The following is a 24,294-nucleotide window of genomic DNA, read 5'->3' as shown; positions in this document are numbered from 1 at the left end:
GACCCGGGCCTGCGCGCGACCGCGAGCGCACTCGTGAGCACGTGAAACCGACTGTGCCCTCACCGAATCCGGTAGGAACAAGGCGGTGATCCGACCGTCCGCAGTCACCTCGACGCGCACGCCGTCGACGACGGCGCGGGCGCGCACCCGGTCGACGGCATCCTGCACGTGCCGCGCTCTGCGCGCTATCTCTTCGAACCGGGCATCCACCGATCCCTGCATGAGCGCAGCTTAGGGTTTCGCGACGAGATACCGTGGGGCATAGGCAACTTCGCACCCCTGACAGTCAGGGCTGGACGCGGATCTGCTGCATCATGTCGTGGTCGGCATGGTCGAGGTTGTGGCAGTGCCACACGTAACCGCGGATCTCCGGGGTGTCCGCCATGCCGCCCGCCGTCCCCTCCCCCGTCGGCGACATGGCCTCGGCGCCCGGCGGCACCGGGACCACGGTGTCCGGATCGAAGCCGAGCTCCTGCACCGACGGCCACTTCACCAGGATCCGCGTAATCGTGTCGGTACGGCACTCGATGGTGTCCTTCCAACCGGCTTCCCACGGCGGCGGGTCCTGTTCGGGCCCGATGGCGAACCCGTCGGCCGAAGGCGCCCAGCGGGTGCCGAACTTGGGCGGGTAGTTCGCGAGGAAATACGCGGAGGTGAGGATGGGCTGGCGGCCGATCACCCGCAGCCGGGCCAGGTGCAGGTGGATGGGATGGTCGAACGGGGTGGTGTTCACGATGTCCCACTGCTCCACGGTCCCGGCTCGCGCCCGGTCGACGTCCGAGCTCAGGAAGGGCAGGTTGTTCAGCGACATCATGGTCGGGAAGACCGCCGCGGCCCGGGAATCGTCATTGAGGCCGAGCAGCGTCACGGTCCGCACCGAACCGGGCCGGCGGGTGGGTTCCAGCGCGTCGGGCTGGCCGGGACCGCCGCGCAGGGTGCAGGGGATGGACGCGGCCGGTCCGTCGCCCGCACCCGTGAACCGCATGATGGGCCGCAGTTCGGGCACCATGAACACGGTGTTGCCCAGGTCGTTCCATGCGGTATTGACCAGATCGACGGTCTCGCCGTCCTTGATCCCGCTGAAATCGACCAGCAGGTCCACCCGCTCGCCGGGGCTCACCCGGATCGACGGCGTCGGCGCCGGCCCGTCCAGCAGGCCCAGATCGCCGCCGATGGCGAAGAACAGCATGCCGTTGGAGAACTCGAAAACGTACGGCCGCGAGTTGGATCCGTTGAGCAGGCGGAACCGGTACACGGTGCGCCGGACCGCGAGCCGCGGCCACGCCACCCCGTTCACGCAGCACACGTCGCCCAGCTGCCCGGATTGGTTGTAGCCCTCCGGAATATAGGTGGCCACCATGGGTTGCAGGCTGCCGTCGGCATTGAAGGTGCGGTCCTGCACGATGAGCGGGATCTCGAACTCACCGCTGGGCAGCCCCAGCGGGTTGTCATCGCGGCCGGTGTCGAATTCGTCTCGCAGGTAATACAACCCGGCCAGTCCGGCCTGGATGTTCAGCCGCGTGATGCCCATGGCGTGGTCGTGGTACCAGAGGGTGGCCGCCTCCTGCCGGTTGTCGTACGCGAGACTCGGCCCGCCGCCATTGCGCCAACCGATGAGCGGATGCCCGTCGGAGTCAGGGGAATTCGCGCCGCCGTGCAGGTGCACGGTGAAGCGCGGATCGGTGCGGTCCAGCTCGGTGACGCCGTGCATGGTGAGATCCACATGCGGGGCGAGCACATGGGTCCCGAGCTCGTTGCGAAAACTGATGCGCGCCACGTGATCCCGGTACGCCTCGAGGTTCGGGCCGAGGACCGGCTGCCCGAAGCCCCAGCTTCGGGTCTCCGGCAGGTCCCGGTGGTAGCGATGGGTTCCCGAGATGGCCGCCAATTCCCCTGCAGCCCTGCGGGTTTCCGGAATGGGCAGCTCGTCGACATACGGCTGCAAGGCCGGTGAGTGGTAGTTGAGCGGCGTCAGCGTGGGCGCGGGCAGCGGTGGAATGGGCACGGGCGGTGGCGGTAATGGCACCGGATCGGCCGACGCCGAAGCCAGGTAGCCCATGCCCGCGAGCCCGAGGATCCCCAGCAGGAAACCCCTTCTCGGCAGGCTCTCGTTCCTCATCCAGTCCCCGCCCGGAAAACCGCCCGCCGTCGACCGGGCTTTCCTTCGACGATAACCGACCTTCCCCGCCCATGAACACGAAAGCCGCACACCGAAACTCGGTGCGCGGCTGCCGGGAAACGCGGTATCCGGGGGGGCGGCCGGACTAGCTCAAACGCTCGATGATGGTGACGTTGGCGGTGCCGCCGCCCTCACAGATGGTGAGCAGACCGTAGCGGCCGTTCACCCGCTCCAGCTCGTTGAGCAGGGTGGCGAACAGCTTCGCACCGGTCGCTCCGAGCGGGTGGCCCAGCGCGATGGCGCCGCCGTTGACGTTGACCTTGTCGGGGTTGGCGCCGGTCTCCTTGATCCAGGCCAGCACCACCGAGGCGAAGGCCTCGTTGATCTCGATGACGTCCATGTCGTCGATGGTCAGTCCGGTCTTCTCCAGCGCCCACCTGGTGGCCGGGATCGGCGCGGTGAGCATGTAGATCGGGTCCGCGCCGCGCGCGCTCACATGGTGGATGCGGGCCCGCGGGGTGAGTCCGTACTCCCGCACCGCCCAGTCCGAGGCCAGCAGGGTGGCGCTGGAGCCGTCGGAGATCTGGCTGGCCAGGGCGGCGGTGATGCGGCTGCCCTCGGCGAGGGGCTGCAGCCCGGCCATCTTCTCCAGGCTGGTCTCGCGCGGGCACTCGTCGATCCAGAAGTCGCCGACCGGCACGATCTCGCGGTCGAACTTGCCGTCCACGGTCGCCTTGCGAGCGCGCTCATGGCTACGCAACGCCCACTCCTCCATGTCGCGGCGGGAGATGTCCCACTTCTCGGCGATCATGGTGGCCGAATTGAACTGCGACACCTCACCGGTGCCGTAGCGGTGGTCCCAGCCTTGCGCGCCGACGAACGGCGAGTCGAAGCCGTACGCCTGCCCGGCCAGCATGGCCGCCGAGATCGGGATGGCGCTCATGTTCTGCACGCCGCCGGCCACGATCACCTCGGCGGTGCCGGACATGATGGCCTGCGCGCCGAAGGTGATGGCCTGCTGCGAGGAGCCGCACTGCCGGTCCACGGTGACGCCCGGCACCGACTCCGGGTAACCCGCGGCCAGCCATGAGGTGCGCGCGATATTGCCGGCCTGCGGGCCGATGGTGTCGCAGCAGCCGAACACCACGTCGTCCACCGCGGCGGGGTCGAGATCGGCGCGCTCGATGAGCCCCTTGATGGCGGCGGCGCCCAGATCGGCCGGGTGCACGGCGGACAGCGAACCGCCCCGCTTGCCGACCGGGGTGCGCACGGCGTCGATCACGTACGCCTCACGCATCGGCGAATACTGGCGGCGGGACGGTGCTGACATGTCGAAACTCCTAGTGCTGTTGGGGTTTCGGGGGCGAGGCCCCCGAGAGTCCCGAGAGTTGGGTTATGCGCGCTGCTCGGGATTCGTGAGCCCGTCGAGCACGATGGTCAGATACTGCTTGGCGAGGTTGTCTACGGTGATCCGGCCGCCGGGCTGGTACCAGCGCACCGACACCCAGACGGTGTCGCGCAGGAACCGGTAGGCCAGCTCGATATCCATCTCGGGCCGGAAGCTGCCGTCGGCGACGCCCTGGGTCAGCACCTGGTGCCAGAGCTCGCGGAACTCCTTGTTGTACTCCGCGATGTATTCGAATCGTGGTGTGCCGCTGAGCCGTTTGGCCTCGGCCTGGTAGATGGCGACGGCCGCGTGGAACCGGTCGAAGGATTCGTAGGAAGCGGTGACCAGGGCTTCCAGCGTGTCGCGTGCCGGCAGGCCGGCCGCCACGATCTCGCGGTAGCGCCCGAAGAGGTCGTCGAGGAACCCGCGCAGGATTTCGTCCACCATGGCTTCTTTGGAATCGAAGTGGTGGTACAGACTCCCGGATAGAATCCCCGCCGCGTCGGCTATGTCACGAACCGTGGTGGCGCGCAGTCCCCGCTCCGCGAACAGATTCGCGGCCAGGCCGAGCAGCTCGTTGCGACGTGCCGATTTGGAGGGGTCAGGTTGGGTCACACCGTCAATATACAACCAAGCATTTGCTTGGTCTAGCCGCCTCCCGTGCGGCGCTACCAGCGGTCGTCCTCAACGCACCGAGTAGCGCAGCGGTGACGAGACGGACAGGTCGGCCAGCAGCCGGTCACAGATGACCACGGGCGAGACCCCCGCCCGCGCCATGCGCGCCACCAGCGCCAGCCGCCTTTCGGGGCTGTCCCATTCAACGGTGAGCGGATCGCGACCGGGTCCGGCGTCCACGGTGGCCATGACCCGGGGCACTCCGCCATCGCGATCGGGTTCCTCGATGATCTTCAAGACCATTCCCCGCTGCCAGGCCCGATAGGTCTCCATATCGGCGCCCACCACCAATTTGTCCGTGGCAGCGCATAATCCCTGCGCGATCCGGTCGGCGAACGCGACATGGTCGTAACGCAGGCGGCGGCAATTGCGGACCACCTCCAGGAGATCGGCGCGGACCTCGCAGAGCAGGGCCGTCCGTTTGCGGCGGCGCTGATCGGCCTCGGGGTCGGAGTGCCCGGTCGTCCGAGACAGGCCGAGGCGGCGGGCGCGATCGCGATCACGAATCATGTCCCGCCGTAACGCGGCACGCGGATCGCGTGTCACGTCGGATTCGTCCACGGCGTGTTGTTCCAGGATCTGCGCCGCCCGCATGGCGGCGGCACGCTCCGAGTCGTGCTCGAGTAATTCCGCACCCAAAGTCAGTGCGGCCAGAACGACATTGTCGAGTCTTCGGCGCGCTAGAACGACCTCGCGCACCAGCTCGAGTTCCAATTGCTCGCGGGCTTGTTCTGGGGCTGCTTGTTGTCGGCGATCCGGACCCATGGGTCGCGCCCTTCGACTAGCGGTACCGGCCTAAACCAGCATCGCACAATGCCACCCTCGACGCGCCAGCCATTTAAGGTGTCGAATTGCTCTCCGCGCCGCTGCGGGCGAGCCGCAGGGGTGGAGACGGTCGCGGCACTGGAGGTTTCGTTATTCCCTCCCCAAGGCGCAGGTCCATGGAGCCGGCTCCTGCGGTAGATCTCTCGAGCCGCGGTCGAGAACGAGCGCTCCGTCTCCCCGTGCTCGCGAACCGGTGGCGGAGCATTCGAGAATTGTCAAAACGTCCGGCCCGCCTGATTTTCAGGCGGGCCGGAGCGAAATTCCGACTGAATCGGATATTCGTCAGGCGCGCTGACTGGAAATGGAAACCACTTCGCCGGTCAGGTAGGTGGTGTAGTCGCTGGCGAGCATGGCGATGGTGGCGGCCACCTCCCACGGCTCGGCGGCGCGGCCGAAGGCCTCGCCCGCGGCCAGGCGGTCGAGCAGGTCGGCCGAGGTGACCTTGTCCAGGAAGGCATGGCGGGCGATGGACGGGGCCACCGCGTTGATGCGCACGCCGAATTCGGCGGCCTCGACCGCGCTGCAGCGGGTCAGCGCCATCACGCCGGCCTTGGCCGCGGCGTAGTGAGCCTGGCCGTGCTGGGCGCGCCAGCCGAGCACCGAGGCGTTGTTGACGATGACGCCGCCGTGGCCGGCCTCGCGGAAGTACCTCAGCACCGCCCGAGTTGCCCGGAAGGTCCCGTTCAGTGTGATGTCGAGGACCTTGTCCCACTGCTCGTCGGTCATGTCCACGACGGGCACCTCGCCACCCAGACCGGCATTGTTGACCATGATGTCGATGCGGCCCAGCGCCTCGACCGCACCGGCGATCAGGGCGTCCACCTGCTCGGTCGAGCTGACGTCGCACGGCACGGAAGCGATTCGGCGGTCCGGGAATTCGGCCTGCAGGGCCGCCTCGGTCTCTTTCAGGCGACGCTCATGCCAGTCGGAGATCACCACATCCGCGCCCTCGGAGAGCAGGCGGCGCGCGGTGGCCGAGCCGATGCCGGTGCCCGCCGCGGCGGTCACCACCGCGATCTTGCCCGCGAGCAGGTTGTGGCCGGGGGTGATTTCGGGCGCGATGGACAGGTCCACGGCGTTCGATTGACGTTCGCTCACGGTCGAGCCTCTCGGGGAAGTCCGAGCACGCGCTCGGAGATGATATTGCGCTGCACTTCGTTCGAACCGCCATAGATGGTGTCCGCACGTGTGAAGAGGAACATGCGCTGCCAGGCATTGAGGTCATCGCCCGGGCCGTCGGCGATCAGGCCTGGCGCACCGAGCACCTCCATGGCCAACTCGCCCAGGCCGCGATGCCAGTTGGCCCACAGCAGCTTGGTCACCGACGCCTGCCCGGCGGCGGTGCGGGCATCGACGGAGGCCCCGTCGTGGCCGGACTCCAGGGTGCGCAGCACATGTGCGCGCAGCACCCGCAGGCCGACCCACGCCTTGTCCAAACGGTCCGCGATGACCGGATTCTCGATGGCGCCGTTCTCCCGGGCCACGGCCTCCAGGTCGGCGAGCTCGCGCGCGTAGCGGATCTGCTGGCCGACGGTGGAGATGCCGCGCTCGAAGGTGAGCGTGCCCATGGCGACCTTCCAGCCGTCGCCGGGCTGCCCGACCACCAGATCGGCTGCGGTGCGGGCATTGTCGAAGAAGACCTCGTTGAATTCCGCGGTCCCGGTGAGCTGGATGATGGGCCGCACCTCGACGCCCGGCTGCTTCATGGGAACCAGCAGGTAGGACAGCCCGTGGTGGCGGGTCGAGCCCTTCTCGGTGCGGGCGACCACGAAGCACCAGTCCGACAGGTGCGCCAGCGAGGTCCAGATCTTCTGGCCGTTGATGACCCATTCGTCGCCCTCGAGCTGGGCGGAGGTGCTGACGGCGGCCAGGTCCGAACCCGCGCCCGGCTCCGAATAACCCTGGCACCACAGCTCGGTGACATTGCGGATGCCCGGCAGGAAGCGCTTCTTCTGCTCTTCGGTGCCGAAGGCGATGACCGTGGGGCCGAGCAGTTCCTCACCGAGGTGCGAAACCCGGCTCGGCGCATCGGCTTTGGCGTACTCCTCGTGGAAGATGACCTGCTGGCGCAGTGTGGCGTCGCGGCCGCCCCACTCCTTGGGCCAACCCAAGCAGGTCAGCCCGGCAGCGGCGAGGGCGCGGTCCCATTCGAGCCGCTCCTCGAAGGCCTCGTGCTCGCGCCCGGGACCACCCAGACCGCGCAGCTCGCGGAACTGGCCGTTCAGGTTCTCGGCCAGCCATTCCCGCACCTCAGTACGGAATTCGGCGTCCTCGGGTGGCTCAATCCCGCTGGCCGGTTCGGGGGTCTGGATCATGCTCACGTCCGTAGAGTAACCTACCAAGCACTTGCTTTGTTAGACCCATTCCCGGACAGCGAGGAAGCCCTGTGACATCTCCTCCGCAGACCACACCGCTCGCATTGCACGAGGCGGCGCGCACCTACGGTGACGCGCCGGCCGTCGGCGACGGCGCCGTGCGACTGAGCTGGTCGCAACTGCTGGACTCGGTGCGTGAGACCGCCCGTGCGCTCATGGCCCGCGGCATTCAGCGCGGTGACCGCATCGGCATCTGGGCGCCCAACACCCACCACTGGGTGACCGCGGTCCTGGCCAGCCACTACGTGGGCGCGGCGATCGTCCCGCTGAACACGCGGTACGTGGCCGACGAGGCGGCGGATGTGCTGTCGCGGGTGAACGCCAAGGCGCTGTTCATCGCGGGCACCTTCCTCGGCCGCGACCGATTGGCCGAATTGCGTTCCGCCGCACCGGAACTGGGCATCGAGACGGTAATCGTCATCCCCTCCGAAAGGGAGGAGCCGGTCGAAGACGCGGTCGTCTGGTCGGAACTCGGCAAGCTGGCCGAGGCCGTGAGCCTGGAGGAGGCGCTGGCGCGCGCCGAATCCGTGTCGCCGGACGACCTTTCCGACATCCTGTTCACCTCCGGCACCACCGGTCGCAGCAAGGGCACTCTGATCGCGCACCGGCAGGCGCTGGCGGGCGCGCGGGCCTGGGCCGAGTGCGCGACGCTGAACAGCTCGGACCGGTACCTGGTGGTGCCGCCGTTCTTCCACAATTTCGGATACAAGGCCGGCATCATCGCGTGCCTCGTCACCGGAGCGAGCGTGATTCCGCAGGCCGTCTTCGACGTGCCCGAGACCATGCGGCTGGTGCACGACGAGGGCATCACGGTGCTGACCGGTCCGCCGACCATCTACCAGACCATCCTCGAGCATCCGGCACGCCACGACGCCGATCTGTCGACCCTGCGGGTCGCGGTTACCGGTGCGGCCACCGTTCCGGTCGTGCTGATCGAAAGAATGCGCGAGGAGCTGCAATTCGACGTGGTGCTCACGGCGTACGGACTGTCGGAGTCCGGCGGCTTCGGCACCATGTGCCGCCCCGATGACAGCGCGGAGACGATCGCCAATACCTGTGGCCGCGCCATCGGCGACTTCGAAATCAAGCTGGCCGACAATGGCGAACTGCTGCTGCGCGGTTCGCAGGTGATGCTCGGCTACCTCGACGACCTCCAGTCCACCGCGGAGACCATCGACGCCGACGGCTGGCTGCACACCGGCGATGTCGCCACCATCGACGAGCGCGGATACGTGAAGATCACCGACCGGCTCAAGGACATGTACATCTGCGGCGGCTTCAATGTGTACCCCGCCGAGATCGAACAGGCTCTGGCCCGGCTCGACGGCGTCGCCGAGACCGCGGTCATCGGGGTGCAGGACGAGCGCATGGGAGAGGTCGGCAAGGCCTTCGTGGTGCGCAAACCGGGGTCGGAGCTGACCGCGGAGGACGTCAAGAACCACGCCAGGACGCTGCTGGCCAACTTCAAGGTGCCGACATTCGTGGAATTCCGCGATCAGCTGCCCTACAGCGCCGCCGGCAAGGTTCTCAAGCGGCAACTACGTGAGGAGACCGCGTGAGCGAGTCGAGCCCGGAGGCTCCGCTCCTCCCCTCAGCGCTCGCGCAGCGTGACAACGCAGGGCTCTCGACCACGCGTAAAGGAGACAGTGTGAACCAGGAACCGGGACCCATTCCCGACGAGGGCGAGGTAGTCCTCTACGAGAAGCGCGGGCCGATCGCGGTCGTCACGCTGAACCGGCCGGACTATCGCAATGCGCAGAACTCGGTCATGACCTACGCGCTCGACGCCGCCTTCGTGCGGGCGGTCGAGGATCCGGAGGTCAAGGTCATCGTGCTGGGCGGCGCCGGAAAGCATTTCAGCGCGGGGCACGACATCGGCACGCCGGGCCGCGACCACCACATCAGCTACGAGAACAAGGCCGCGCTGTGGTGGGACCACACCGATCGCGTGGGCGGCGACCAGCGCTTCGCCCGTGAGTCCGAGGTCTATCTGGGCATGTGCCGTCGCTGGCGCGAGATCCCCAAGCCGACCATCGCCATGGTGCAGGGCGCGTGCATCGCCGGTGCTCTCATGCTGGCCTGGTCCTGCGACATGATCGTGGCCTCCGAGGACGCGTTCTTCTCCGATCCGGTTGTGCGCATGGGCATTCCGGGCGTCGAGTACTTCGCGCACCCGTGGGTGCTGGGGCCGCGCCGCGCCAAGGAGATCCTGTTCACCGGTGAACGCTTCACCGCCGCACAGGCTTACGAATGGGGCATGGTCAATCGCGTGGTGCCGCGCGCGGACCTGGAGACCGAGACCTTCGCGCTGGCCGACAAGATCGCGGAGATGCCGCAGTTCGGGCTGGCGCTGACCAAGAAGGCCGTCAACCAGTGCGAGGACCTCATGGGCATGCGGGCCGGCATGGACTCGGTGTTCGGGCTGCACCATTTCGCGCACGCCCACAATGCCGAGGTGGGCACGGACTCGCTGGGCGGGATGAACGCCAAGTCCATGAAGGCCGCCGCGACCAACGCCGCTGCCGCGGCGAGCCGCGAATCAGAATCCGCCAACAACGACGGGGCGAAATAAGTGGATCTCGAATTCGACGCCAAGACCCAGGAATTCCGCGCCGAGGTGCGTGACTTCCTGGCGGCCAATGTGCCCGCCACCCCCCTGCCGTCCATGGACACCAAGGCGGGCTTCGAGGCGCACCGCGAGTGGGAGGCCACGCTGGCCGCGGCGCGGCTGTCCTGTGTGGCCTGGCCCGCCGAGTACGGCGGCCGGGACGCCTCGCTGACCGAATGGGTCATCTTCGAGGAGGAGTACTACGCCGCGGGAGCGCCGGGCCGCGTCTCACAGAACGGCATCTTCCTGCTCGCGCCCACCCTGTTCGAGCACGGCTCTCCCGAGCAGCTGGCCCGTATCCTGCCGAGAATGGCACGCGCCGACGACATCTGGGCGCAGGCCTGGTCCGAGCCGGAGGCCGGCTCCGACCTGGCGGGCATCCGCTCCACCGCCAAGCGCACGGAGGGCGGCTGGCTGCTCAACGGCCAGAAGACCTGGAGTTCGCGAGCCTCGTTCGCGGACTGGGGTTTCGGCCTGTTCCGCAGCGATCCGGAGGCCGAGCGGCACCGCGGGCTCACCTACCTGATGTTCCCGCTCACCGCCGACGGCGTGACCGTGCGCCCGATCCCGCAGCTGGACGGCGAGCCGGGCTTCGCGGAGATCTTCCTGGACAATGTGTTCGTGCCGGATCAGGACGTGATCGGCGAGGCGAACAACGGCTGGAAGGTCGCCATGGCCACCTCCAGCAATGAGCGCGGCCTGTCGCTGCGCTCGCCGGGCCGGTTCAACGCCACCGCCAACAAGCTCATCGAGCTGTGGCGCGCAACGACTTCCGAGTCCGACACCGCCCTCGCCGACCGCGTGGTCGACGCGTGGGTGGGCGCGGAGGCCTACCGCCTCAACACCTGGGCCACCGTCACCCGCTTGGCCGAGGGCGGCCAGCTGGGCGCGGAATCCTCGGTGAACAAGGTGTTCTGGTCCGAGCTCGACATCGCCATGCACGAGACCGCCTTGGATCTGCACGGTGCGGCCGCCGAACAGGAATCGGCCTGGACCGACGGCTACCTGTTCTCGCTGGCGGGCCCGATCTACGCCGGCACCAACGAGATCCAGCGCAATATCATCGCCGAACGCCTGCTCGGCCTGCCGCGATAGCCACCCGGAGGACGACATGCGATTCGCATTGACCGCAGAACAGAACGACTTCGCCGCGAGCCTGCGCAAGATGACCGAGGCCGCCAAGACCCCGGGCGTCGTGCGCGCCTGGGGCGAGGGCGAGCCCGCCGCCGGGCGCGCGCTCCTGCGCCAGCTGGCCGAGGCCGGCGCGCTGGGCCTGACCATCACCGAGGAGAACGGCGGCTTCGGCGCGGGCCCGGTCGAGATGATCGTGGCCTTCACCGAGATCGGCCGGGCCGCGGTGCCGGGTCCGCTGGTGGAGACCGCCGCCGCCATTCCCGCGCTGCTGCAGGCGCTTCCGGATTCGGCGCTCGCCGCCGAGCGGCTGCCCGAACTGGCCGAGGGCGCGAAGTTGGGCACCCTCGCGGTGACCACCGCGGCCGGCGCCAGTGCGGGCCGGGCCGGGGGCGCGCCCACCGCGCTGGACGCCGACGTCGCCGACCTGGTGCTGATCGCCGAGCGCGACCGCATCACGCTGGGCATCGCAGGTGATCTGGTGAAGTCGGTGGACGCCGCGCGCCGCCTGTTCACCGTGACCGCGGGCGAAACGCTCGCCGAGGGCGAAGGCGTGAGCGCCGCAATCGATCTCGCCTTCGACACCGCCGCCCTGGCCGCCGCCGCGCAACTGCTCGGCGCGGGCCGTGCACTGTTGGACACCAGCGTCGAGTATGTCAAGCAGCGTCAGCAGTTCGGCACCCCGATCGGGCGCAATCAGGCCATCAAGCACCACGTGGCCAATGCCCACATCGGGCTGGACATGGCGCGACCGCTGCTCTACCGCGCCGCCCTGACCCTGGAGTCGGACGCGGACGCCGAAACTCGCGGCCGCGACGTCTCCGCGGCGAAGCTGGCCTGCGGGGAGGCCGCTTACCAGGCCGCCCGCATCGCCCTGCAGGTGCACGGCGCCATCGGCTACACCGCCGAATGCGACCTGTCCCTGTGGCTGACCAAGGTCACCGCGCTGCGCTCGGCCTGGGGCGCCCCGGCCGAGCACCGCGCTCGCATCGCCGCCGCCCTGCGCGCCGGGAACACCGCATGAGCACCCCGGCGGCCGGTTCGACCAGCGGGCGTGAACGCCCCTGCGCGGGCGGCGAATTCATGTTCGTGGCGCGCTCGCTGCCCGCCCTCTATGGCGACAGCCCGTCCGGCCGCCGGGCGACCGACTCGAACCACTTCTACGACATGGGAGCGAAGGCATGAGCCTCACTGCCGAACAGCAGGAACTCGCCACCACCGTGCGCGCGGTGCTGGCCAAGCACGGGGACAGCGCGGCCATGCGGCGCGGGCTCGACAGCGAGCGCGGCTATGACGAGCAGCTGTGGAAGCTGCTGTGCGAGCAGGTCGGCGTCGCGGCCCTGGCCATTCCGGAGGAATTCGGCGGCGTCGGGGTCGGGCTGGTCGAATCCCTGCTGGTGGTCGAGGAACTCGGGCGCACGCTGGTCGCGCCGCCCATGCTCGGCTCCGCCGTGCTGGGTGTGCAGGCACTGCTGCTGGCCGGGAACACCGAGGCCAATGAGCGGCTGCTGCCCGAGGTCGCCGAGGGCGTCCGCACGCTGGCGCTGTGCTGGGCCGGGCCGCGCGGCTGGGACTCGTTCGGTGTCAGTGCCGCAGGCGAAAACCTCTCCGGCTCGGCGCATTACGTACTCGACGGCGTGCAGGCCGACACGCTGCTGGTCCTGACCGCCGACGGCCTTTTCGAGGTCGACGGCGACGCCGCGGGCGTCACCCGCACCGCGGTCGTCACCCAGGACCCGACCCGCACGCTGGCCCGCATCGACTTCGACGCGGTCCAGGCCCGTCCGCTGGGTCGGCTGAATGTCGCCCGTCTACGTGAAATCGCCTGGGCGGCAGTGGTTGCCGAACAGGTCGGTGCGGCCGAGCAATGCCTGGACATGACCGTCGAGTACACCAAGTCCCGCGTGCAGTTCGGCCGTCCCATCGGCAGCTTCCAGGCGCTCAAGCACCGCATGGCCGACATGTACGTGCTGGTCGAATCGGCCCGCTCGCTGGCCTATCTGGCCATCGCGGGCCTGGCCGACGGCGCGGTCGAGGCGATTGACGTGCAGGCCGCCCGCCTGCACGCCATCGACGCCTTCAACGCGGTGGTGTCCGAAACGATTCAGATGCACGGCGGCATCGCCATCACCTGGGAGCACGACGCGCACCTGTTCTTCAAACGCGCCCACGCCGACGCCCAGCTCTTCGGCGCTCCCGCCCGCCCCTTGGCCCGCCCGGCTTAGTTCCGTGGTTAGGGCCTCGGTGCGGCGGCGCACGGCCGGCGCGGTCGTCGTGCCGACCTCCGGCCGAAAGCTGTTGGCCCACATGGACGACCACGCCCTTGGCACCCAAACCCCCGGCCGAGGCTGCGGGGCATAACCCCCGGCGACGACTGATCGCCCGCCGTTCGCGGACCGCTCCCACCGAGTGCGGTCCGCGTTCGGTTTCACCCCGTACGATCCCGCTCATGAACCAACCCACGCCGCCACAAGGGCAATACCCGTACCCGCCGCAGGGCCAGTCGCAGCCCGGGTACCCGCAGCAGGGCCAGACCCCGTATCCCCCGCAGGGCCAGGCGCCCTACCCGCAGCAGGGTCAGCCGCAGCCTCAGCAGCAGCCGGGGCCGCAGTTCCCGATCCTGGTGTCCACCATGAACGATGTCCCCGGCCAGGAAATCGTCAAGGTGATCGGCGAGGTCGCGGGCCTGACCGTGCGCAGTCGCGGCTTGGGCGCCAACTTCGCGGCCGGATTCCGCGCCCTGGGCGGCGGCGAGATCCACGAATACACGCAACTGCTGTACCAGTCGCGGCACGAGGCCATCATGCGAATGTGCCAACATGCCATGGCCTATGGCGCGAACGCGGTGATCGCCATGCGCTTCGACTGCAACGAGATCGCCAACACCATGAGCGAGGTCGCCGCCTACGGCACCGCCGTCGTCGTCAAACCGGCGCAGTAGGCACCGGGCTCGAGAGCTATCCCTCCTTGTCGAAAATCTCGGTTATCGAGCTCGCGGTGAGCGAACGATCGAACCAGGCATCGAGGGTATCCAGCTCACGGCACGATTCGATGCGCTGCCGAGCCTCCTGCGACACCTCGATGCCGCGCGCACGCAGGCTGCGGAGAATCGCGTCGATGAGGGTCTGGACCCGGCCTTCGACCCGGCCTTCGGCACGGAGCCGCTGAGAAGTCTCGGAGCGGAAGAACGAGAGATCCACGGTCATCAACTGCCTCCATGTCTGTGCGGCCGGGCTCTTGCCCAACCCGAGTTCGGTGAGTTCAGCGAAGATCAGGGCGTCGTCGGTGCATCGCTTCGTGTTTCGAGCTGACCATGAGCGAGACGGTAAAGCAGGTTCTCGAATGCATGTCTGAGAACCGGCCATCTCGACCGAAATCGCCCGATTTTCGCGAGAATCGTTGTGGCGCAAGGGATTTTGGTCAATGGTGGAGTACCTCGACCTCGCGCACCGGCTTCTTTCGGCCGAATTTGGCGCGCAGGGGGTAGATCGCCATGACCACCAGCAGGCTGATGGCGGAGGCGAAGAGCTGGTTGCGCTGGTCGGGGTTGCGGGCCATGGCCACGAAGACGGCGAGGATGGCGACCACGACAGCCCAGCTGATGTAGGGGTAGCCCCACATGCGGTAGGTGAGGGCCGAGGGGTCTTCGCGGCGCAGGCGGGCGCGAAGGCGCAACTGGGAGAGCATGATCGCGACGTACACGAAGGCCAGCACCACGCCGATGGAGTTCACCAGGAAGGTGAAGACCTTGTCCGGGGACACATAGGAGGCGATGACCGCGCCCCACGCGGCGACCGTGCCCAGCAGCACGGCCCGGGCGGGGACGCCGCGCTTGTTCAGCTTCACCAGGGAGGCGGGGGCGTCGCCGTCGCGGGTGAGCACGTAGAGCATCCGCGACGACACGTAGATGGCCGAGTTCAGCACCGACAGCACCGCGGTCAGGATGACGACCTGCATGATGGCGCCCGCCGCCGGAATCCCGATGTGCTCGAGCGCGCTCACGAACGGGCTCTTCAGCACCTTGGCGTCGTTCCACGGCAGGATCGTCACCACCAGGAAGATCGAGGCCACGTAGAACAGGCCGACCCGCCACAGCACATTGTTGGTGGCGCGGGCCACCGCCGGGCCCGGCTCCTCGGATTCCGCGGCCGCCACGGTCACGATCTCGGTGCCGCCGAAGGCGAACATCACGACCACGATGGCCGAGAAGACGCCGCCGAGACCATGGGGCGCGAACCCGCTGTGCTGGGTCAGATTGGCGAAGCCCGCCTCCGCGCCCGGCCACAGCCCGAATACCCAGGCCAGTCCGACGGCCAGGAATGCCACGATCGCCACCACCTTGATGGAGGCGAACCAGAACTCGAACTCGCCGAAGGACCGCACCGACACCAGGTTGACCGCGGTCATGACGATCAGCAGCCCGGCGGACAGGATCCACTGGTCGAGGTCGATCCAGCTGCCGAGGATGGCAGCGCCCGCGACCGCCTCGGCGCCGACCAGGATGACATAGAGGTACCAGTACACCCAGCCCACGGTGAATCCCGCGAACGGTCCCATGGCCATGCGCGCGTACCCGCCCATGGATCCGGCGACCGGGCGGGCGACCACCATTTCGCCGAGTGCGCGCAGCACGCACAGCACGACCAGTCCAGCGCCCGCATAGGACAGGACTGCGGCTGGGCCGGCGGTCTGGATGACCGAGCCGCTGCCCACGAACAGGCCCGCGCCGATCGCGCCGCCGATGGCGATCATCGTCATGTGCCGGCGGCGGAGTCCGGTGCGCAATCCCTGGGGCTCGACGTTGCCCGGTTCCGTCAGCTGGGCACTGCCGGGTTCCGACATCTGACCGCCACCTTCTTGTGTTGCTCGAGTTTTGCCCGAACACCATATCGAGCCTGGTCAGGCCGGGAAAATCGCCGATCCGCCGCGCGTTTTCGGATATGCCGCCGATACGCGAATCCTGGTCCCCGACAGGGGTTTACCCATGGGCGTACCGTCGGGAGGTATGACCGAGACACAGCGTGGCCGGGTGCGCGTCGAGCCGAGCGCCAAACGGGTGCGCGCCTATCTGGGCGGTCACCTGGCCGCCGACACCGTCCATCCGACGCTGGTGTGGGAGGGACCCCACTACCCCACCTACTATCTGCCGGTCGCCGATCTGCGGGTGAAGCTGGAACCCAACGGCAGGACCCGCCCCTCGCCCAGCCGCGGAGAGGGCACCGAATTCGATGTGGTGGCCGATGGCACCACCGCGGGGGGCGCGGCCGTGCGCCACCTCGACTCCCCGATTCCGGAACTGCGCGACCTGGTGAAGCTGGACTTCCACGCCATGGACGAGTGGTTCGAGGAGGACGAGCCCATCTACGTCCACCCGCGCGACCCCTACACCCGCGTGGACATCCTGGCCAGCTCCCGCCACATCCGGGTCGAGCTGGACGGCGAGACCCTGGCCGACTCGCACACCCCGCGCATCCTGTTCGAGACCGGGCTGCCCGCCCGCTACTACCTGCCGCTCACCGATATCCGCATGGATCTGCTGCGGCCGTCGGCGACCAGGACCTCGTGCCCCTACAAGGGCCACGCCGAATACTGGAATGTCCAGCTGGGTGAGACCAGCTACCCGGACCTGGTGTGGATCTACCGCACCCCGCTGCCGGAGAGCCAGAAGATCGCCGGGCTCGCGTCGTTCTACAACGAGAAGGTCGACATCTGGGTGGACGGCGAGATGATGCCGCGACCCAAGACGCCCTTCAGCTGAAACCCTCAGTCCCCCAGGATCTCCGACACCAGCCGGGGCAGCGCCGCCCCGATCGGGTCGCGCACGATCTCGGCGGCGTAGTCGTCGTAGGGGGTCGGCTCGTCGTTCACGATGACAAGGTCGGCCCCCGCGTCCACGGCCACCGCGCACATGGACGCGGCGGGCTCGACCTGGAGCGAACTGCCCACGGCCAGAAAGATTTCGGCATTCTCGGCGATCTGCACCGCGGCGCGGATGGCGGCGCCGTCGAGTTGCTGGCCGAACATGACGGTGGCCGCCTTCAGGATGCCGCCGCAGTCCGGGCAGGCCGGATCCGGTTCGCCCGCCGCCACGCGCTCCAGCGTGGCGGCCATGGAATCGGTGAAATCGCAGTCGATGCAGACGACTTCGAACATATTGCCGTGGATCTCCACCACGGTGTCCGACCCGGCGCGCTGGTGCAGCCTGTCGATGTTCTGGGTGATGATGCCGACGGGCCGTCCCGACGCGGCCAGCCGGACCAGGGCCTGGTGCGCGCTGTTGGGCGTCGCGTGCCAGGCCGGATTGTCCCGGCGCGCCAGCCAGGCTCGTGTCCGCAGTTCCGGGTCGGCCACATAGTTCTGATACGTCGACAGCAGTTCCGCGATCGGATCCTCGGTCCACACCCCGCGCGGCCCACGGAAATCCGGAATCCCGGAGTCCGTCGAAATCCCCGCCCCCGTGAGCACCCCGATCGGTCCCTTGCGTGCACGCCAGTCCGTCACGCTGTCCAGCCTAGGCCGAACCCGCCGACCGGGTTCGTTTTACACCGCCAGGTCGGCGAGCTGTTCATCGGCGCGCCGATAGCGGCCGGGGGCCGAGCCGTACTGGCGCTTGAAGGCCTTGGCGAAGGCGAATTCGCTTTGATAGCCGACCTTCCGGGCCACGCTCGCCAGTGGGATGTCGGTCTCGCGCAGCAGCCGCGCCGCGGTGAGCATGCGCCAGCGGGTCAGGTATGACAGCGGCGGCTCCCCGACCGTGGCGAGGAAGCGACGGGCCAGGGTGGCACGGCTGACGCCCGCGACCGCGCTCAGCTCCGGGACCGTCCAAGCCCGTTGCGGCGCAGCATGAATCGCACGCAAGGCCTCGGAGACCGCGGGGTCGCCGAAGGCTCCGGCCCAGCCGGTCGGCGCGGTGGACTGTTCGTCGAACCAGGCGCGCAGCATGAACAGCAGCAGGGTGTCGAGCAGCGCGGGGATGGCGGCGTCGGTGCCCGGCCGGGGTTCGGCGGTCTCCGCGGCGAGCAGGTCGACCGCGGACCGCAGCGCCGGATGCCGGCCGGGCCGGGCCGGAAGATGGATGAACTCCGGCAGGTCGTCGAGCAGGGGGTGGCCGCGGTGTCGTCCGAGTTCGTACGCACCGCACACCAGCGCGGTCCGCGCGCCCGGACCGACGATCTCGCGTGGCTCCCCCGGCTCCGCGATCTCGCTGATCGGCGTCCCCAGCGCGTCGACCAGATCGTGGTCCTCCCCGCGCGGCATGAACAGCACGTCACCGGCTCCCAGTGCGACCGGCTCCCCGCCCGGCGGCAGCAGCCAGCACGAACCCTGAAGCACCACATGAAAACCCGCGCCCGGCACTTTCGGATAGCGGCGGCCCCACGGCGCGTGCCGGATGAAGAGCCCGGAGGCCGGCCGGCCGGTACGGATGGCGCCGATGGTCTCGCTGAGGATGTCCACAAATCGGACTATACAGCTCACCTTATGAGTGTTTTGAGCATAGAAGTGAGTAAATCAGCCATTAATACGCTCACCCTATCCGAATAAGTTCGAAGGCATGACAAAGAACGAGAACGTCCGGCCCGCCACTATCGCGGTCTACGGAGCCAGCGGCCACACCGGCGGCTACATCCTGTCCGAACTGCACCGTCGCGGCCTGACCCCGATCCTGGCGGGCCGCAATGTCGATCGGCTGCGCGACGCCGCGGTCGCGGCGCACCTGCCGGACGCCGAGATCCGGATCGCCGCGGCGGAGGATGACGCGGCCCTGGTCGCGGCGTTCACCGGTGCGGACGTGGTGATCAGCAGCCTGCCCGGTTATGTGGACATCGGCGAGCCCATCCTGGCCGCCGCCATCGACGCGGGCGCGCACTACGTGGATATCTCGGGCGAGCAGTTGTTCCTCCGCCGGGTCCTCGACGAGTACGGCCCGCGCGCCGAGCGGGCCGGGGTGACGGTACTTTCCGCGGTGACCGACAGCAATCTGCCCGCCGATCTGCTCGCCGATCTTCTCGCCGAGCGCCTCACCGGACCGGTCGGCTTCGTGATCAGCCACCACAGCCGCAGCGGCGGCGACGGCTCGCGCGGCAGTGCGAAAACCATACTGGCCAGCCTTGATTGGTTCCGAGCGGGCGGCTGGCACTACGTCGAGGGCGAGTTCCGCACCGGACCGGTGGATCCGGCGCCCATGCTGTACCCCGGAGACACCGAGCCGACCGAGGTGGCCAAGTTCGCCTTCCCGGCCGTGCTCACCATTCCGCGCCACACCGATGCCGCCGCCGTCACCGGCGCCGTCGACAGCGTGTTCCGCTCGACCATCACCGGCCTGACCCCCGAACTGGTCGCCGGTCTGCCGGAAAAGCCCAGCGCCGCTTCGGATCTGCGCTACGACATGGTGGTGGACGCCACCGGAGCGGACGGCCGCGGGCTGCGCGGCGTGGTCAGCGGCGTCGACTCCTACCGGGACTCCGGCCTCCTCGCGGTCGAAGCGGCGGCGCGGCTCGCCCGCGGTGGCACGAAAGCGGGCGCGCTCGCCCCGTCCGAAGCGTTCGACGCCGCGGATTTCCTGAACTCGCTTGCGCCCCATGGCATCACGTGGACAATCACCGCCGCCTGAGACGGCGCGGGCGCTGACCGCCACCGGGACACGCTCGCACCGCGCCGCGCCCGTACGCGCCCGGCAATACAGTGATCCCATGAGCGACGACCGTCCGAAGCTGGCCGCTGAACTGGATATGGAGCCGCATCCTGAGGGCGGCTGGTATCGAGAGACCTGGCGCAGCGGTGTCGAATTCGAGCCGGAAGGCTACGCGGGCCCGCGCGCGAGCGCCACGGCCATCTATTTCCTGCTGCTGCCGGGTGAGAAGTCCGCGCCGCACACGGTGATGTCGGACGAGATCTGGTTCTGGCATCGGGGTGGGCCCCTGCTGCTGAACATCGGGGGTGAGGAGATCGTCCTCGGACCCGATGTCGAGCAGGGGCAGCGCCCCCAGGCGGTGGTCCCCGGCGGGATTTCCCAGTCCGCCCGACCGGCGGGCGATCACTACAGCCTGGTGAGCTGCGTGGTCTCCCCCGGTTTCGATTTCGCCGACTTCCGGCTCAGCTGAGCCGCGTCCGCGCTCTTCGCATCTCGTGCCGGTCGCGCTGTGCGCGGCGGGCACGTGGCCGGCGGAAGTCGGTGTTTCGACCGCCCTCAGCGATCGACTTCGAGAATTCCCTCGGCGACCGCGTGGTCGATGGTCTTCTCGAGGCTGGGGCATGAGTCGGGTTTGCCGAAGACCGGCCCCGCCTCCGCCAGCTTGCGGAACACCGGGCAGTGGTCGGCCGGATTGGTCCGCCACTGCACGGTCTTCTGGTTGCTCGAGTGCTTGCGCACCAGCACTTCGGTGCCGCAGGACTGACACGTGATCGGTGTCATGCCCGCTTCCATGTAGTGCTCTTTGTCGAGGACCGTCTGGGCGCGCACCTGCTCACGCCGTTCCGGACGGTCCGCGAAATCCGGTGCCTTCGCCCAGCTGGTCATCAGACTCCAGCCTCCTCCGGAGCGGAGTCGGCCGCGGCGGCCTCCGCCTCCTTGTCTTCCCGCTTCCTGCGCAGATTCTCCTCGACCTCGGCGGTCCAGGACTCGATGGCCTTGGACGTGTCGATCTCGAATTCGAAGCGCTGCACCGACTTCGGGTCGATATCGGCGACGTCCACGTAGAACTGGTCGTACCAGCGGCGCAGCTGGTAGACCGGGCCGTCCTCCTCGGTCAGCAGCGGGTTGTCGATCTTGGACTTGTGCTTCCAGATCTCGACGTCCTGCAGGAAGCCCTCGGACACGCCCTCGGTCATCTTGGCGGCGAACGCCTGGGCCTGTTCCTCCGGCAGCCCCTTCGGCTTCTCCAGCGAGACGCCCCACTGCAGCACGAAGGAGTTCTGACTGACCGGGTAGTGGCAGTTGATGAGGACCGTCTTGACCTCGAAGCCGCTGTAGATATTGAGCAGCGGGTTGATCATGTACGACGGCCCGAAGTACGACGCCTCGGACTTGAGCAGCACGTCGATGCCCGCCTCGGCGGCCTGGCCGATGTCGGGGCGGCCCTTGGTCTCCAGGTACTGGGTGGCGACGTGGCCCTCGAGCACGTTCTTGAAGTACGTGGGGAAGGCGTAGTGGATATAGAAGAAGTGCGCCATATCCACGACGTTGTCGATGATCTCGCGGCAGTTGGAGCCCTCGATCAGCAGCGAGTGCCAGGTCCACTCGGTCCAGCCGTCATTGAGCGTCTCCGACCCGGTGCCGTCCGCGTTGGTGAAGGGACCCTCGATGTAGGGGATGGTCACCTCGTCCGGCGGCGGGTTGCCCTCATGGTCGTGCCAGACGAACAGCTGGCCGTTGCGTTCGAGCGTGATCCACGAGCGGGTGCGGGCCAGTGGGGGCACGCGCCGCGCGTAGGGGATGCCGGTGCACTTGCCGTCGCCGCCCCAGCGCCAGTCGTGGAACGGGCACGCGATGGAGTCGCCCTTCACCTCACCCATGGAGAGGTCTCCGCCCAGGTGGCGGCAGTAGGAGTCCAGCACCTTCAGCTCGTTCTGGCTGTTCATGAAGACAACCAGCTTGGTGCCGAATACATTGACCGCGTGCGGCTTGCCGTCCCTGAAGTCCTTGGCAAGGCCCAGGCAATGCCAGCCCCGGGCGTAGCGGGTGGGCATGGAGCCCACGTCGATCTCGCGGACCTTCCCGCGGGGCCCTTGGGGGGTTGTCGCCATCGTTGATCCTCCTATGGATGTACTAGAACACGTTACAAAATTGGCCGACGGTTGGCCAGCGATAGGTCCCACTACCTGGATGGGGGCGCTCTGAGCTGCGCTTGTAGCGCGTTCTCGACAGGAATAAGAACGTGTTCTACTCTCAGGGACAAACGAAGACCGCTTCCCGTACCAGCACCAGGCAGGAGCAACTGGCGAGATGACGCAAGAAGTAGTTGAGCGGGTCGAGGCGCTGCTGCCCACCCTGCGTGAGCGGGCCCAGGAGACCGAGGATCTGCGCCGCCTTCCCGACCAGACCGTCAAGGATCTGCAGGCGACCGGCTTCTTCAAGCTCGTGCAGCCCAAGCAGTGGGGTGGCTACGCCGCGGATCCGGTGATCTTCTACGACACCGTCCGCAAGATCGCCAGCGCGTGCGGCTCGACCGGCTGGTGCGCCGGCATCCTCGGCATCCACAACTGGCACCTGGCGTTGTTCGACCAGCGCGCGCAGGAAGAGGTGTGGGGCAACGACCCCGAGGTCCGGATCTCCTCCTCCTACGCCCCGATGGGCGCGGGTGTGGTGACCGACGACGGCGAGGGCTACATCGTCAACGGTTCGTGGGCCTGGTCCTCCGGCTGCGACCACGCCGACTGGGTGTTCGTCGGCGGCCCGGTCATCAAGAACGGCAAGCCGGTCGACTTCGGCTCGTTCCTGATCCCCCGGAGCGAGTACAAGATCAACGACGTGTGGCATGTGGTCGGCCTGCGCGGCACCGGCTCCAACACCGTCGTGGTCGAGAATGTGTACGTACCCCGGCACCGTTTCCTCAGCATGAAGACCATGGGCGACCTGAAATCGCCTGGCCTGGAGCAGAATACCGACCCGCTGTACAAGATGCCGTGGGGGAGCATCCACCCCGCGACCATCACCACGCCGATCATCGGCATGGGCTATGGCGCCTACGAGGCTCACGTCGAGCATCAGGGCAAGCGCGTGCGCGCCGCCTACGCGGGCGAGAAGGCCAAGGACGACCCGTTCGGCAAGGTGCGCATCGCCGAGGCCGCCAGTGACATCGACGCCGCGTGGCGTCAGCTGTCTGGCAATATCGCCGAGGAATACGCGTACATCCTGGCGGACAAGGAAGTTCCTTTCGACCTGCGGGTTGCCGCTCGCCGCGACCAGGTGCGCGCCACCGGCCGCGTGATCGCCTCCATCGACCGCCTGTTCGAGGCCTCCGGCGCCACCGCGCTCGTGGAAGGCACCCCGCTGCAGCGGTTCTGGCGTGACGCGCACGCCGGACGCGTGCACGCCTCGCAGGATCCGGAGCGCGCCTACGCCATGTTCGGCACGCACGCCTTCGGTCTGCCGATCACCGACACGATGGTGTAATCCATGACCGCAGTGGGAGAAATCACCTTCGAGTCCACCTCGCGCTACGCGCAGGTGCGACCGGATCTGAAGCTGCACTATCACGAAGCCGGCGTCGGCAACGGCCCCACCATCGTGCTGCTGCACGGCGGTGGCCCGGGCGCGAGCTCGTGGTCCAACTTCGCCAAGAACATTCCGGTGCTGGCCGAGGACTTTCACGTCCTCGCGGTCGACCAGCCCGGGTTCGGCCTGTCCGACAAGCCGACCGAGCACCCGCAGTACTTCGTGCACTCGGCCTCGGCGCTGAAGGACCTGCTCGACACCCTCGGCATCACCGAACGCGTTCACCTGCTGGGCAATTCGCTCGGCGGCGGCGCGGCCACCCGCTTCGCGCTGGACTACCCGGACAGCGCCGGCAAGCTGGTGCTCATGGGCCCGGGCGGGCTGTCCACCAACCTGTTCGCGCCGGACCCCACCGAGGGCGTGAAGCTGCTGTCCAAGTTCAACTTCGAACCCACGAAGGAGAACCTGGAGGCGTTCCTGCGGATCATGGTCTTCGACCAGAAGCTCATCACCCCGGAACTCGTCGAGGAGCGCTTCGCCTCGGCCTCGCAGCCGGAGTCGCTGGCCGCGACCCGCGCCATGGGCAAGTCCTTCGCCGGACCTGATTTCGCCAAGGGCATGATCTGGCGCGACGCGTTCAAGCTGCGCCAGCCGGTTCTCATGATCTGGGGCCGGGAGGACCGGGTGAACCCGATCGACGGCGCCCTGGTCGCCCTGAAGATGGTGCCGCGCGTGCAGTTGCACGTCTTCGGCGGTTGTGGACACTGGGCACAACTGGAGAAGTTCGACGAATTCAACCGCCTGGCAACCGACTTCCTGCTCGGCGTCAAGGAGAAGTGAGCATGAGTATCAAGGCGCTCGGCTACATGCGCATCGAGGCCACCGATATGGCAGCCTGGCGCGAGTACGGCCTGAAGGTGCTCGGCATGATGGAGGGCGACGGGGCCAACCCCGACGCGCTGTATCTGCGTATGGACGATTTCGCCGCGCGGCTGGTGATCATCCCCGGTGAGAAGGACC

24 protein-coding genes and 1 pseudogene are annotated in these 24,294 nt (G+C 68.1%); 13 read left to right on the top strand and 12 right to left on the bottom strand.

Annotation, left to right across the window (positions count from 1 at the left end; translation table 11 throughout):
* Window positions 1-286 precede the first annotated feature (286 nt).
* From GLP40_RS00125 to GLP40_RS00100, 6 genes are all read right to left on the bottom strand, one after another.
* Window positions 287-2,119, bottom strand: coding sequence for a multicopper oxidase family protein (locus GLP40_RS00125; RefSeq protein ID WP_154785783.1), 1,833 nt, complete (start codon window positions 2,117-2,119; stop codon window positions 287-289).
* A 145-nt stretch (window positions 2,120-2,264) separates the two neighbouring features.
* Entirely contained in the window at window positions 2,265-3,416 is a 1,152-nt protein-coding gene (locus tag GLP40_RS00120) for an acetyl-CoA C-acetyltransferase (RefSeq protein WP_154786287.1), read from the bottom strand.
* Between the two features lie 96 nt (window positions 3,417-3,512).
* Entirely contained in the window at window positions 3,513-4,121 is a 609-nt protein-coding gene (locus GLP40_RS00115; RefSeq protein ID WP_328289494.1) for a TetR/AcrR family transcriptional regulator, read from the bottom strand.
* Window positions 4,122-4,190: 69 nt separating this feature from the next.
* Window positions 4,191-4,946 carry a hypothetical protein gene (locus GLP40_RS00110; RefSeq protein WP_154785781.1) on the bottom strand — a complete coding sequence of 252 codons (756 nt, stop codon included), beginning with the start codon at window positions 4,944-4,946 and terminating at the stop codon, window positions 4,191-4,193.
* Window positions 4,947-5,288: 342 nt separating this feature from the next.
* Window positions 5,289-6,104: an SDR family oxidoreductase gene (locus tag GLP40_RS00105; protein ID WP_328289493.1), complete on the bottom strand. Its 816-nt coding sequence runs from the start codon at window positions 6,102-6,104 to the stop codon at window positions 5,289-5,291.
* Window positions 6,101-7,321 carry an acyl-CoA dehydrogenase family protein gene (locus GLP40_RS00100; RefSeq protein WP_154786285.1) on the bottom strand — a complete coding sequence of 407 codons (1,221 nt, stop codon included), beginning with the start codon at window positions 7,319-7,321 and terminating at the stop codon, window positions 6,101-6,103. Before GLP40_RS00100 ends, GLP40_RS00105 begins: the two co-directional genes overlap by 4 nt.
* Window positions 7,322-7,392: 71 nt before the next feature.
* Between GLP40_RS00100 and GLP40_RS00095 the strand changes: the two genes are divergently transcribed.
* From GLP40_RS00095 to GLP40_RS00065, 7 genes are all read left to right on the top strand, one after another.
* Window positions 7,393-8,940 carry a FadD3 family acyl-CoA ligase gene (locus GLP40_RS00095; RefSeq protein ID WP_328289492.1) on the top strand — a complete coding sequence of 516 codons (1,548 nt, stop codon included), beginning with the start codon at window positions 7,393-7,395 and terminating at the stop codon, window positions 8,938-8,940.
* An 89-nt stretch (window positions 8,941-9,029) separates the two neighbouring features.
* Complete coding sequence (locus GLP40_RS00090) at window positions 9,030-9,953, top strand: enoyl-CoA hydratase (RefSeq protein ID WP_328289491.1); 924 nt, start codon at window positions 9,030-9,032, stop codon at window positions 9,951-9,953.
* Window positions 9,954-11,084 (top strand): acyl-CoA dehydrogenase family protein, encoded by a 1,131-nt coding sequence (locus tag GLP40_RS00085; RefSeq protein WP_328289490.1) that lies wholly within the window; start codon window positions 9,954-9,956, stop codon window positions 11,082-11,084.
* Between the two features lie 16 nt (window positions 11,085-11,100).
* A complete protein-coding gene (locus GLP40_RS00080; RefSeq protein ID WP_154785780.1) occupies window positions 11,101-12,144 on the top strand; it encodes an acyl-CoA dehydrogenase family protein in 1,044 nt (347 codons plus the stop codon).
* Window positions 12,141-12,305: a hypothetical protein gene (locus GLP40_RS00075; protein ID WP_154785779.1), complete on the top strand. Its 165-nt coding sequence runs from the start codon at window positions 12,141-12,143 to the stop codon at window positions 12,303-12,305. Before GLP40_RS00080 ends, GLP40_RS00075 begins: the two co-directional genes overlap by 4 nt.
* On the top strand, window positions 12,302-13,345 hold the full coding sequence (locus GLP40_RS00070; RefSeq protein WP_154785778.1) for an acyl-CoA dehydrogenase family protein: 1,044 nt from the start codon (window positions 12,302-12,304) through the stop codon (window positions 13,343-13,345). The genes GLP40_RS00075 and GLP40_RS00070 overlap by 4 nt, the downstream gene beginning before the upstream one ends.
* Before the next feature lie 224 nt (window positions 13,346-13,569).
* Window positions 13,570-14,061: a YbjQ family protein gene (locus tag GLP40_RS00065; protein ID WP_154785777.1), complete on the top strand. Its 492-nt coding sequence runs from the start codon at window positions 13,570-13,572 to the stop codon at window positions 14,059-14,061.
* A gap of 16 nt (window positions 14,062-14,077) precedes the next feature.
* Here the strand turns inward: GLP40_RS00065 and GLP40_RS00060 are convergent, their stop codons facing one another.
* Together GLP40_RS00060 and GLP40_RS00055 are read right to left on the bottom strand one after the other, a co-directional pair.
* Window positions 14,078-14,326 (bottom strand): hypothetical protein, encoded by a 249-nt coding sequence (locus GLP40_RS00060; RefSeq protein WP_154785776.1) that lies wholly within the window; start codon window positions 14,324-14,326, stop codon window positions 14,078-14,080.
* Between the two features lie 214 nt (window positions 14,327-14,540).
* Complete coding sequence (locus GLP40_RS00055) at window positions 14,541-15,962, bottom strand: amino acid permease (protein WP_230329131.1); 1,422 nt, start codon at window positions 15,960-15,962, stop codon at window positions 14,541-14,543.
* 163 nt (window positions 15,963-16,125) lie between these two features.
* On the opposite strand from GLP40_RS00055, the gene GLP40_RS00050 reads away from it, so the two are divergent.
* A complete protein-coding gene (locus tag GLP40_RS00050; protein ID WP_154785775.1) occupies window positions 16,126-16,878 on the top strand; it encodes a DUF427 domain-containing protein in 753 nt (250 codons plus the stop codon).
* A gap of 5 nt (window positions 16,879-16,883) precedes the next feature.
* On the opposite strand, the gene GLP40_RS00045 is transcribed toward GLP40_RS00050, so the two are convergent.
* On the bottom strand, window positions 16,884-17,621 hold the full coding sequence (locus tag GLP40_RS00045) for an SIR2 family NAD-dependent protein deacylase (protein WP_328289489.1): 738 nt from the start codon (window positions 17,619-17,621) through the stop codon (window positions 16,884-16,886).
* 39 nt (window positions 17,622-17,660) lie between these two features.
* Window positions 17,661-18,575, bottom strand: coding sequence for an AraC family transcriptional regulator (locus tag GLP40_RS34665; RefSeq protein WP_328289488.1), 915 nt, complete (start codon window positions 18,573-18,575; stop codon window positions 17,661-17,663).
* Between the two features lie 97 nt (window positions 18,576-18,672).
* Between GLP40_RS34665 and GLP40_RS00035 the strand changes: the two genes are divergently transcribed.
* Together GLP40_RS00035 and GLP40_RS00030 are read left to right on the top strand one after the other, a co-directional pair.
* A complete protein-coding gene (locus tag GLP40_RS00035) occupies window positions 18,673-19,731 on the top strand; it encodes a saccharopine dehydrogenase NADP-binding domain-containing protein (RefSeq protein ID WP_154785773.1) in 1,059 nt (352 codons plus the stop codon).
* 79 nt (window positions 19,732-19,810) lie between these two features.
* Window positions 19,811-20,221, top strand: coding sequence for a cupin domain-containing protein (locus GLP40_RS00030; RefSeq protein WP_154785772.1), 411 nt, complete (start codon window positions 19,811-19,813; stop codon window positions 20,219-20,221).
* 86 nt (window positions 20,222-20,307) lie between these two features.
* Here the strand turns inward: GLP40_RS00030 and GLP40_RS00025 are convergent, their stop codons facing one another.
* A complete protein-coding gene (locus tag GLP40_RS00025) occupies window positions 20,308-20,637 on the bottom strand; it encodes a hypothetical protein (protein ID WP_154785771.1) in 330 nt (109 codons plus the stop codon).
* Complete coding sequence (locus tag GLP40_RS00020; protein WP_154785770.1) at window positions 20,637-21,863, bottom strand: Rieske 2Fe-2S domain-containing protein; 1,227 nt, start codon at window positions 21,861-21,863, stop codon at window positions 20,637-20,639. Before GLP40_RS00020 ends, GLP40_RS00025 begins: the two co-directional genes overlap by 1 nt.
* A 199-nt stretch (window positions 21,864-22,062) precedes the next feature.
* On the opposite strand from GLP40_RS00020, the gene hsaA reads away from it, so the two are divergent.
* The 3 genes and pseudogenes from hsaA to GLP40_RS00005 form a co-directional block, all read left to right on the top strand.
* Entirely contained in the window at window positions 22,063-23,232 is a 1,170-nt protein-coding gene (gene hsaA / locus GLP40_RS00015; RefSeq protein WP_154785769.1) for a 3-hydroxy-9,10-secoandrosta-1,3,5(10)-triene-9,17-dione monooxygenase oxygenase subunit, read from the top strand.
* 3 nt (window positions 23,233-23,235) lie between these two features.
* A complete protein-coding gene (gene hsaD / locus GLP40_RS00010) occupies window positions 23,236-24,114 on the top strand; it encodes a 4,5:9,10-diseco-3-hydroxy-5,9,17-trioxoandrosta-1(10),2-diene-4-oate hydrolase (RefSeq protein WP_154785768.1) in 879 nt (292 codons plus the stop codon).
* A gap of 2 nt (window positions 24,115-24,116) precedes the next feature.
* Window positions 24,117-24,294 (top strand): annotated as a pseudogene (locus tag GLP40_RS00005) (2,3-dihydroxybiphenyl 1,2-dioxygenase); the annotation flags it as partial.

Origin of the sequence: Nocardia aurantiaca (assembly GCF_009708175.1) — a bacterium.
GTDB lineage: Bacteria > Actinomycetota > Actinomycetes > Mycobacteriales > Mycobacteriaceae > Nocardia > Nocardia aurantiaca.
The sequence above is the reverse complement of the archived record's forward strand: the minus strand, read 5'-3'. Positions and strand labels throughout refer to the sequence as shown.

What these genes read in the sequence shown, in the direction of transcription:
- GLP40_RS00125 (WP_154785783.1), bottom strand. Translation starts at nt 2,119, where the DNA reads ATGAGGAACGAGAGCCTGCCGAGAAGGGGTTTCCTGCTGGGGATCCTC.
- GLP40_RS00120 (WP_154786287.1), bottom strand. Translation starts at nt 3,416, where the DNA reads ATGCGTGAGGCGTACGTGATCGACGCCGTGCGCACCCCGGTCGGCAAG.
- GLP40_RS00110 (WP_154785781.1), bottom strand. Translation starts at nt 4,946, where the DNA reads ATGGGTCCGGATCGCCGACAACAAGCAGCCCCAGAACAAGCCCGCGAG.
- GLP40_RS00100 (WP_154786285.1), bottom strand. Translation starts at nt 7,321, where the DNA reads ATGATCCAGACCCCCGAACCGGCCAGCGGGATTGAGCCACCCGAGGAC.
- GLP40_RS00080 (WP_154785780.1), top strand. Translation starts at nt 11,101, where the DNA reads ATGCGATTCGCATTGACCGCAGAACAGAACGACTTCGCCGCGAGCCTG.
- GLP40_RS00075 (WP_154785779.1), top strand. Translation starts at nt 12,141, where the DNA reads ATGAGCACCCCGGCGGCCGGTTCGACCAGCGGGCGTGAACGCCCCTGC.
- GLP40_RS00070 (WP_154785778.1), top strand. Translation starts at nt 12,302, where the DNA reads ATGAGCCTCACTGCCGAACAGCAGGAACTCGCCACCACCGTGCGCGCG.
- GLP40_RS00065 (WP_154785777.1), top strand. Translation starts at nt 13,570, where the DNA reads ATGAACCAACCCACGCCGCCACAAGGGCAATACCCGTACCCGCCGCAG.
- GLP40_RS00060 (WP_154785776.1), bottom strand. Translation starts at nt 14,326, where the DNA reads ATGACCGTGGATCTCTCGTTCTTCCGCTCCGAGACTTCTCAGCGGCTC.
- GLP40_RS00055 (WP_230329131.1), bottom strand. Translation starts at nt 15,962, where the DNA reads ATGTCGGAACCCGGCAGTGCCCAGCTGACGGAACCGGGCAACGTCGAG.
- GLP40_RS00050 (WP_154785775.1), top strand. Translation starts at nt 16,126, where the DNA reads ATGACCGAGACACAGCGTGGCCGGGTGCGCGTCGAGCCGAGCGCCAAA.
- GLP40_RS00035 (WP_154785773.1), top strand. Translation starts at nt 18,673, where the DNA reads ATGACAAAGAACGAGAACGTCCGGCCCGCCACTATCGCGGTCTACGGA.
- GLP40_RS00030 (WP_154785772.1), top strand. Translation starts at nt 19,811, where the DNA reads ATGAGCGACGACCGTCCGAAGCTGGCCGCTGAACTGGATATGGAGCCG.
- GLP40_RS00025 (WP_154785771.1), bottom strand. Translation starts at nt 20,637, where the DNA reads ATGACCAGCTGGGCGAAGGCACCGGATTTCGCGGACCGTCCGGAACGG.
- GLP40_RS00020 (WP_154785770.1), bottom strand. Translation starts at nt 21,863, where the DNA reads ATGGCGACAACCCCCCAAGGGCCCCGCGGGAAGGTCCGCGAGATCGAC.
- hsaA (WP_154785769.1), top strand. Translation starts at nt 22,063, where the DNA reads ATGACGCAAGAAGTAGTTGAGCGGGTCGAGGCGCTGCTGCCCACCCTG.
- hsaD (WP_154785768.1), top strand. Translation starts at nt 23,236, where the DNA reads ATGACCGCAGTGGGAGAAATCACCTTCGAGTCCACCTCGCGCTACGCG.